4 protein-coding genes and 1 tRNA gene are annotated in these 9,506 nt (G+C 49.0%); 3 read left to right on the top strand and 2 right to left on the bottom strand.

Annotation, left to right across the window (positions count from 1 at the left end; translation table 11 throughout):
• Nucleotides 1-54: 54 nt before the first annotated feature.
• A complete protein-coding gene (locus ACQRBJ_RS11700) occupies nucleotides 55-2,076 on the top strand; it encodes a transketolase family protein (protein WP_445303698.1) in 2,022 nt (673 codons plus the stop codon).
• Between the two features lie 265 nt (nucleotides 2,077-2,341).
• Complete coding sequence (rpiB, locus tag ACQRBJ_RS11705; RefSeq protein ID WP_153121784.1) at nucleotides 2,342-2,785, top strand: ribose 5-phosphate isomerase B; 444 nt, start codon at nucleotides 2,342-2,344, stop codon at nucleotides 2,783-2,785.
• A 138-nt stretch (nucleotides 2,786-2,923) separates the two neighbouring features.
• Here rpiB and ACQRBJ_RS11710 read toward each other — a convergent pair whose 3' ends face one another.
• Nucleotides 2,924-6,844: a glycoside hydrolase family 2 TIM barrel-domain containing protein gene (locus ACQRBJ_RS11710; RefSeq protein WP_445303699.1), complete on the bottom strand. Its 3,921-nt coding sequence runs from the start codon at nucleotides 6,842-6,844 to the stop codon at nucleotides 2,924-2,926.
• Between the two features lie 299 nt (nucleotides 6,845-7,143).
• Nucleotides 7,144-8,787: a Gfo/Idh/MocA family protein gene (locus ACQRBJ_RS11715; protein ID WP_441936629.1), complete on the bottom strand. Its 1,644-nt coding sequence runs from the start codon at nucleotides 8,785-8,787 to the stop codon at nucleotides 7,144-7,146.
• Between the two features lie 382 nt (nucleotides 8,788-9,169).
• Here ACQRBJ_RS11715 and ACQRBJ_RS11720 point away from each other — a divergent pair.
• Nucleotides 9,170-9,244: transfer RNA gene (locus ACQRBJ_RS11720), tRNA-Arg, on the top strand.
• Nucleotides 9,245-9,506 lie beyond the last annotated feature (262 nt).

Genomic DNA, 9,506 nt, shown 5'->3' on the forward strand with positions numbered 1-9,506 from the left:
AGGAATATTTCAGCAGAAAACAATCAATAATAACAAAATAAAGTAATTTGTGTTATGAACGACATTAAAGTAATGAATCATGCAGCAGATAATATCCGTATCTTGGCTGCTTCAATGGTAGAAAAGGCAAACTCTGGTCACCCAGGTGGTGCTATGGGTGGTTCTGATTTCATCAACGTACTCTTCGCAGAGTACTTGGTTTATGATCCAGCAGATCCAACATGGACTGGTCGTGACCGCTTCTTCCTCGACCCAGGTCACATGAGCCCAATGCTCTATGCTGGTTTGGCTTTGCGTGGTTTCTTCTCAATGGAAGACCTCAAGCAGTTCCGCCAGTGGGGTTCAGTAACTCCAGGTCACCCAGAGCTCGACCTTGAGCGTGGTATTGAGAACTCATCAGGTCCTCTCGGTCAGGGTCATGCCCTCGCAGCTGGTGCAGCTGTTGCAGAGAAGTTCCTCGAGGCTCGTCTGGGTTCTACGATGATGCAGCACAAGATTTACGCATATATTTCTGATGGTGCTGTAGAGGAGGAAATCTCTCAGGGTGTTGGTCGTATCGCTGGTAACCTTGGTTTGAACAACCTTATCATGTTCTACGATTCTAACGACATCCAGCTCTCTACAGAGTGTGGCGTTGTAATGAACGAGGATACAGAGATGAAGTACAAGGCTTGGGGCTGGAATGTCATCAAGATCAATGGTAACGACGTGGCTCAGATTCGTGAGGCTCTCGATGCTGCCCAGAAGGAGCAGGATCGCCCTACCCTCATCATCGGTAAGACAGTAATGGGTAAGGGTGCTCTCCGCGCAGACGGCACAAGCTACGAGGCTTGCATCAATACTCACGGTGCTCCTCTCGGTGGCGACGCTTACGTAAATACAATCAAACACCTCGGTGGTGACCCTGAGAATGCATTCGTTATCTTCGACGATGTAAAGGAGATTTACGCAAAGCGTGCTGAGGAGTTGAAGAAGATCGTTGCTGAGCGCAAGGCTGCAGAGGCAGAGTGGCGCAAGGCTAACCCAGAGAAGGCCGCTCAGATGGATGAGTGGTTCAGCGGCAAGGCTCCTAAGGTAGACTGGAGCAAGGTTGAGCAGAAGGCTGGTTCAGCTACTCGTGCTGCTTCTGCTGCTTGTCTCGGTGTTTTGGCAGAGCAGGTTCCTAACATGATCTGTGCATCTGCTGACCTTTCTAACTCAGATAAGACAGATGGTTTCTTGAAGAAGACCAAGAGCATCGTTCGTGGTGACTTCTCAGGTGCTTTCTTCCAGGCAGGTGTTGCTGAGTTGACAATGGCTGATATGTGTATCGGTATGATGCTCCACGGTGGTGTGGTTGCAGCAATGGGTACATTCTTCGTATTCTCTGATTATATGAAGCCAGCTGTTCGTATCGCTGCCCTGATGCAGGTTCCTGTTAAGTTTATCTGGACTCACGATGCATTCCGCGTTGGTGAGGACGGACCTACTCACGAGCCAGTTGAGCAGGAGGCACAGATCCGCCTGATGGAGAAGTTGAAGAACCACGCTGGCAAGGACAGCGTTCGCGTATTCCGTCCTGCAGATGCTGACGAGACTACCGTTTGCTGGAAGCTTGCTATGGAGAACGTTGAGACTCCTACAGCTTTAATCTTCTCTCGCCAGGGCATCGCTAAGTTGCCAGAGGGAACAGACTATGAGCAGGCTGCCAAGGGTGCTTACATCGTAGCAGGCAGCGATGAGAATCCAGACGTTATCCTGGTAGCTAGCGGTTCTGAGGTTTCTACATTGGAGGCTGGTTGCGAGGCTTTGCGTGCTGACGGCATCAAGGTTCGCGTGGTAAGTGCTCCATCAGAGGGCTTGTTCCGCAGTCAGAGCAAGGAATATCAGGAGAGCGTATTGCCAAAGAACGCTAAGATCTTCGGTATGACTGCCGGTCTTCCTGTAACACTCCAGGGTCTCGTAGGTGCCAACGGTAAGGTTTGGGGTATGGAGAGCTTCGGTTTCTCAGCTCCTTACAAGGTACTTGATGAGAAGCTCGGTTACACAGGCGAGAACGTTTACAAGCAGGTAAAGGCTTTCTTGGCTGAAGCATAAAGTTAAGTGAAGAGTGAAGAACGAAGAGTGAAGAATTCAATGGTTTTATTTTCGGATAATCTTTTGAATCATCTTCAGCTATTCGCTCTTCACTCTCCTTTTCATATTTATCAAGTGGGGCATGTTTCGTGTTTCATGTAAGATGAATACAGAATCTTATCCCTTTAATATTTTATTAACCTGGTGAAGCGATGAAGCAGGTATGCGAGAGAAAAAGGATTTGAATTCTTCACTCTTCGTTCTTCACTTAAAAAACTTAAGTATTATGGAAGTAAAGACAGTTGGTATTGCATGCGACCATGCAGGTTTTCCATTGAAGCAGTTCGTTTTGGAATATTTGGAAAAGAAGGGTTATCCTGTTAAGGATTACGGTACTTATAGCGATGCTAGTGTAGACTATCCAGACTTTGGTCACGCTCTTGCTGAAGGCATTGAGAGCGGTGAGGTTTATCCTGGTATTGGTATTTGTGGCAGTGGTGAAGGTATTGCCATGACATTGAATAAGCATCAAGGTGTGCGTGCCGGTTTGGCATGGTGCAAGGAGATTGCTCATCTTGTTCGTCAGCATAATGATGCCAATGTTTTGGTTCTTCCTGGCCGTTTCGTTGACAACAAGACCGCTGAGACTATTCTCGACGAGTTCTTCAGCACCACATTCGAAGGTGGTCGTCATGAGCGCCGCGTTAAGAAAATCCCTGTTCAGCACTAATCCCAGTCTGAACTGAAAGGATTTTTAAAAAAGGTTTTCAAAAAAATATCGCCCTGAAATGAAACTCAACTCATTTCAGGGCGATTTGTATATATGGGGTAATTTAAAGCTTCTGCCCTTTCTGGTCGTGTGGGCTTTTTATTCCGTTACAAGAGTGAACTCAGCTCCGGAAGCATAGTCCTGACCGCTCTGTTCATTCAGTGCACGCAAACGGACGTAGCGTGCCTTGACAGGCTTTCCGAACATTACCTTCTGCAATTTGGCTGTCTTCTCGAAACTGCCCTTTGCAACAGGTTCTCCCCAAGTCTTGTTATCGTTGCTTACATAGATTTCGTAATCCTTGATGCAACCATTCAGCGAACCGTCCTGACGTGCCAGGTAAGTGAAGCCCTTGATTACCTTCTGCTTACCAGCATCGAAGTCAACCCAGTGAGGATACTTCGCCAAGGTGATGGAATACATCGTGTGCCAGATAGTTGAAGGGTCACCGTCTACCAGATAGGCAGCATCGCCCTCATCAGGCTCCTGGCTGGAAGCAAAGGCAATCTGCAAACCGGTGTTCTGCTGGTTCTGCTTCATCTGCTGCATGATGTCCTTCACCATCTTTCTGCCCGTAGCTGAAACCTTCACGAGATTTGGAAGCTCTGACTTCACGGCTGGACGGATGATGAATCCGAAGGTGGTTGGAGTGCTGCGAACCTGATCAGGAGTCAAAGGACCACCCTGTCCGCAACTTGCGCCACCCAGACCGGTAACCTTTGCATCCAGGTGCAGATGGGTTCCGCTGCTCTTTGGCAACTGATAAGGATGAGCAGCCAAGGTCAATTCCTGCTGACTCCAAGGGAGAGCCGAAGCCGACATGGTGCTGTCGGAGATGAACACCACGCCCTGCTGCTGGCTGTTGGTAACTGCGCACCAGCGAACCTCCTCGCGGTTGCCCTGTGCCTGAGGCTTAGGAAGCATAATGCCCTGCTCTGCCACCGGACTGTGGTACCAACCGATAAACTGGCTGGTTTTGCGGTCGTTATAGTTGTTCACCGGTCCACGGCCGTAGTAATCATACTGGTTCAGCTCGCTTGGCAATACCATAGAGTAACCGATGCGAGGCAGGATTACCTTAGAACGGTTGGCTCCGATGGCGCTCTGCATTTCGATGGAACCGTCCTTGTAGATGGTGTAGATCTGACGGGAAGTGAACTTCAAGTCAGCATCTGTCAGGGCGCGCTTGTTCTTCTCGAAATTGTAGCAAGACTCTGGGTCACGGTCACGGTTGCCATAGTTCACGTCGCAGCCTTCCTTGCCCAGGCTCTCCACGGTGAAGTCGAGCTTGTAGGTTCCATCCTTCTTGTTAGGAGTGCAGGTCCAGCTCTTCACCACGTGCTGCAGGTCATAGAGTCCGTTCTTGAACCATGCGTTGTGGTAACCGATTCCGGCATCGTTATCCGTAGGCGCACGGTAAGCATCCAGCTGAGGGCCATTGCCATCCTTGATGATTATCTGGTTGCCGTACTTCAGGCTGTAGATGGATCCGGTGTTCAGGTCGAAAGCCACCTGGAAGTTCTCGCCCGTGATGCTGGCACGTTTAGCAGCCTTATCCAGCTGATATTTCATCGCCTTTCCAGTCTTGGCAACTGCAGCGATAGAAGGTGCGGCAACATCAGCACCCTTCACTCTCAGCTGCTCTTCCATCTGCACATACCCCTTCTTGGCCCAAGGCATGTCCTTGCCCAGAAGGAACTGGACGGTCACGAAGTACTCGCTGTTAGCATCCAGACTTGCATAATCGTATGGCAAGGTGTAGATTCCCTTCTCGCGAGGACCTACGATGTTCTTGGCTCCCTGCAATGGCTGATTCTTTTTCACGCAGACTCCGTCCTTATAGAGCGACCATACTATCTGATAGTTCTTCAGAGGCTCGAAGTAGTTCTTGTTGAAGATTTCAATCTGTCCCTGCTTCATGTCGATTGCCTTAACGCCCACATTCTGGTAAACCTTCTTTACCTCGAAATACTGAGCCTTTGGAGTGAGGTCAGGGCGCATGATTCCGTTCATGCAGAACATTCCGTCGTTAGGCTTGTTGTCCTTTCCAAAGTCGCCTCCGTAAGCCCAGTAGGTCTTGCCGGTAGCAGGGTCCTGCTTGTCCAGAGCCTGGTCTACCCAGTCCCAGATGGCGCCACCCATGAAGAAGTTGGTGCTCTCGATAGCATCCCAGTAGTCGATGAGGTTTCCGCAGGCATTTCCCATGGAATGCGCATATTCTGAGATGTGGAACGGATACTTCAGCTTGTACTTGCCCTGAACGGCTCCCTGCACCCATGCGATGGATGGATACTGGTTGGAACCCATGTCCACGATATCGTTGTTGCGCTCATACTGAACCGGGCGACTGGTGTCGTAAGCCTTGATGGCATTGTAGCAGTCCACAAAGGTCTTGCCCGGACCAGCCTCGTTACCCAGACTCCAGATCACCACGGAAGGATGATTGACTGTAGCGTGAACCATCTCCATGTTTCTTGCGATGTGGGCGTTACGGAACTCCGGAACGTGAGAAAGACTCTGCTTGCCGTAGTAATACTCATGGCTCTCGATGTTTGCCTCGTCCTCCAGGTAAATGCCGTACTTGTCGCACAGATAGTACCAGTAAGGCGCATCCGGATAGTGGCAGTTGCGCACGTGGTTGATGTTGCCACGCTTCATCAGAAACACCTCGTGCTCCATCTGTTCGCGGCTCACGGTGTGGCCTGCCTTAACATTGTTCTCATGACGGTTCACGCCCTTCAGCTTGATAGGCTGACCGTTCAGATAATAGTATCTTCCCGCCAGTCCGAACTCATCCTTTTCTGCCGGAGTTTCCTTGATTTCCACCTTTCTGAAACCAACGAAGGTAGAGAAAGTCTGCACGGTTCTGCCCTTTCCGTCCTTCAGCTCGCCCACCAGCGTGTAGCGATGAGGTGCTTCTGCACTCCAGAGGTTCACCTTGTTGGCAGCATCCAGCGTAGCTTCGAGTTCGATTTCTCCCTTTGCGTTCAGCTTGCCAGCGAGCTTAGCCGATGCGGTTACACCGCTGAGCAGGGTGTTCTCATCAGAATAAAGGCGGTTGGCGTAGAGTGAATACTGGATAGTGTAGCCCTTGATAGCCTTCTTCGATAGATTCTGAAGCTGGGCTGTGATGTGGAGCTTGGCGTTGCTGTAGGTTTCGTCCAGGTCAGGAATTGCCTTGAAGTCTCTCACCTGCACCTGAGGCTTTGCCGTCAGCGCCACGGTACGGAAAATACCTGGCAGTCGGAACATGTCCTGGCTTTCGAGGAACGAACCGTCAGAATGGCGGTAAACCTCTACTGCCACCGTATTCTCTTCACCCTCCTTATTTAAATAAGGTGTAATATTGAATTCAGCCAGATTTCGGGAGTTCTTCGAGAATCCTACGTATTTGCCGTTGATGTAGAGATAGAAGAAGGAATCCACTCCGTCGAAGTTGAGATAGATTTCCTGTCCCTTCCAGTCGGCAGGCACGGTGAAGGTTCTGCGATAGGAGCCCACCTCGTTGCGGTTACGGTAGGTCATCCAGTCTTTTGGCGGTGTACGCATCACTCCACCCTTCCAGTCGTTCATCGGCTGCCAGGAGTGCTGGAAGATAACGCGCTGGTTGGAGTAAAGCGGATCTCCATACTTGTTCTTTCCGTCTCTCTGTAGTCCAGCCATGTTCCAGTTCATCGGCACCTTGATGTCGTCCCATTTCGAAACGTCATAGTCTGTACGGAAAAAGTCCTTTGGCCGTTCATCAGGATTCGGCGCCCAATGGAATTTCCACATTCCGTCGAGTGATTTCCAATAGGAACTGTTTTCCGGCAATACCTTTCTCGCCTCGTCAATATTTCTGAACGAGAAGAACCAGGCATGTGGCTGTAGCTTGTTAACTGCCACGGAATCAGGACTTTGCCATTCCCATCCCGTTGGTGCTTCCTGCTGTTGGTAGAAATATCCTCCCAGCACGTCGCCTGCCCAGGCAGGAGAGCAGCACAGTATTCCAGCGAATAGTATTAAATGAGTTCTTTTCATTTGTTGATTTTTGTATTAAGTTTTTCCTAGTTAGAAAGTTCCCCCATCGCCTGTATAAATCATGGCAATACGCCCTGAAAGGGCAGAAGCCCCTAGCCCAGGGCAACGCCCTGGGTATACGGGTATTCAATAAAAACGCCCTGTAAGGGCAAAAGCTTTTTAAATCGTCTGGCCTTTGAAGCTTTTGCCCTTACAGGGCGACAGGCTTGCGACCATAATTAACCCAGGGCGCTGCCCTGAGCTTAGGAGCTTCTGCCCTTTCAGGGCGTGTGGGGAAAAATGCGAAAGTTCTATAATCCTTATTTCTTGGCAACCATTGCCTTCTTTGCTGCAACTACCGCCTTCTTGTACTTGGCTGTTGCGCTCTTCACTGCCTTCGCATTGTTTGCCTTCTTGGCAGCAGCTACGGCGTCATAGAGCTTCCACAGATTATACTTGGCTGTTGCAGCCTTCTGAGCCTTGGTGTAAGCAGCGGCAGCTGCCTCGGTAGCAGCCTCGTCCTCAGGAGAAGCATACTGGTGCTTGTAACCCTGCACCTTGTTCCAGAAACCACGGGTGAAGTCTGGGAAGGCTACGGGTGCACAGTTGTTGTCCATTGAGATGGCTCCCAACTCTGCCAGTGAGCACCACTCAGCCAGGTCGTAAACGTCCATATCCAATGGCAAACCGTTCTGCAGACAGTAAACCAATCGAGAATCCATGATGAAGTCCATACCGCCGTGACCCATCTGACGGCCCAGCTCACCATACTTCTTGAGGATAGGATGATAATACTTCTTCACCAACGCTTCCTTCTGCTCCTTGTTCATGAATCCGTGAGCATTGAGGTTGTCCATCTGAGGAGCACCTGTACCCTTCAAAGCATCACCAGAGAGAGCAAACTCCTCGGTAGGATACTTGGTAGCATAACCCTTGGTTCCGGTCAACTTGAACAATCGGTTGTATGGCTGAGGAGTCATCACGTTGTGCTGAATCTCCACTACCTTACCCTTGGCTGTACGCATCAAGGTAGTAGTGTGGTCGCCATTGCGGAACTCCTTGCACTCCTTGCCGCTCTTCTTTGAAACCCAGTCCTTGCCTACGAATGATTCCGTATCCATTGCAACCAATGTTGTGAAGCGGTCGCCACGGTGGATGTTCAGACACTGAGCCACAGGACCCAAGCCGTGAGTAGGATAAACGTCACCACGGTTCTCCATGTTGTACTTCATGCGCCAGTGCAGATTGTCCTTGTCATTGTCATTAGGATCCTGCCAGTAAGCATTCCAGAAGTCCTCCAGGCAGTGGATGTAAGCACCCTCAGCACGGATGATGTTTCCGAAAACACCGTCCTGCGCCATAGCCAGGGCGTTCATCTCATAATAGTCATAGCAGCAGTTCTCCAGAATGAAGCAATGCTGACGTGTCTTCTCGCTGAGGTCAATCAGGCTCCAGCACTGTTCCAGGTTCATTGCACTAGGCACCTCGATGGCAGTATGCTTGCCGTTCTCCATCGCCATCTTAGCCACTGGGAAATGGTGATTCCAGTCGGCAGCGATGTAAACCAGGTCGATGTCCTTGCGCTTGCACAACTCCTCGTAGCCCTTGGCTCCGCTGTAGATGTCGGCAGGCTTCAATCCCTGCTTGCGGAGATACTCCTGAGATTTCTCGGCTCTAGCCTCTTCATAATCACAAAGGGCAACGATTTCTACACCAGGAATGTGGCAGAAACGCATCACAGCCCATGGACCACGCATTCCCAGACCCACAAAGCCCACACGTACTGTCTGCAACTTTGGAGCCTTCAAACCCAATACGTTCTCCTGTCCGGCAGGACGCTCAGGTGTGTCAACTACGATTGTACCCTTGTCCCAATGCCATTTAGTACTTGGTGACAAAGACTGTGCGCCAGCTGTCAGAGAAAATGCAGCCAAAGACGCAATCAAAAAACTCTTAATTTTCATCCCTAAATTCTGCGACACAGTTAGTTAGCAATATTATTATATTAGGTACAGAGCATCTGAAAAGCCCCAGTTTATCATCTCAGATGTTCCGTCTGTCTTTGTGTCGCATTAAGAGACAAGGCAAAAATCTGAATGACAGTACAAAATTACAAATAATTTCTGAAACCACAAACTTTTTTTATAGATTTTTTATGAATTAATAGGTGATAAAGCAATTATTTAAAAATGTAGACGTTTATAAAGCTGACCAACCAGTCGAAGTTGGAAGGGCAAAAGCTTTATAAAAAACGAGTTTTTAAGAAATAGTTGAAAAAAAATTTGGTAGTTCCAAGAAAAAGTATTACCTTTGCAGCCGCAAACAAGAAAAAGGACTAAGGAAAATGGTTCCGTAGCTCAGTTGGATTAGAGCAACAGCCTTCTAAGCTGTGGGTCTTGGGTTCGAACCCCAACGGAATCACTCAGTTTTAGTTTTTTTAGGAGACTCTCTGAAGAGTCATGGTTGTTATGAATACAGTCGTAAGTTTTATTACTTGCGGCTGTATTTTTTTATAAACAACTGTCTGGACCATTTACTCGCACTCAACGGCCGAAGGGAAAGGACGTATGGTGCCTAAGAGGGTACTCAGTACTCAGTATTCAGTTTTTTTCGCGATAGTTATCCTTTATGCAGTTATAAACTATAAGTAATTATTTTATATTATATATTATTATATATATAA

This window comes from Prevotella sp. SGI.167 (genome assembly GCF_050313615.1).
Classification (GTDB): Bacteria; Bacteroidota; Bacteroidia; order Bacteroidales; family Bacteroidaceae; genus Prevotella.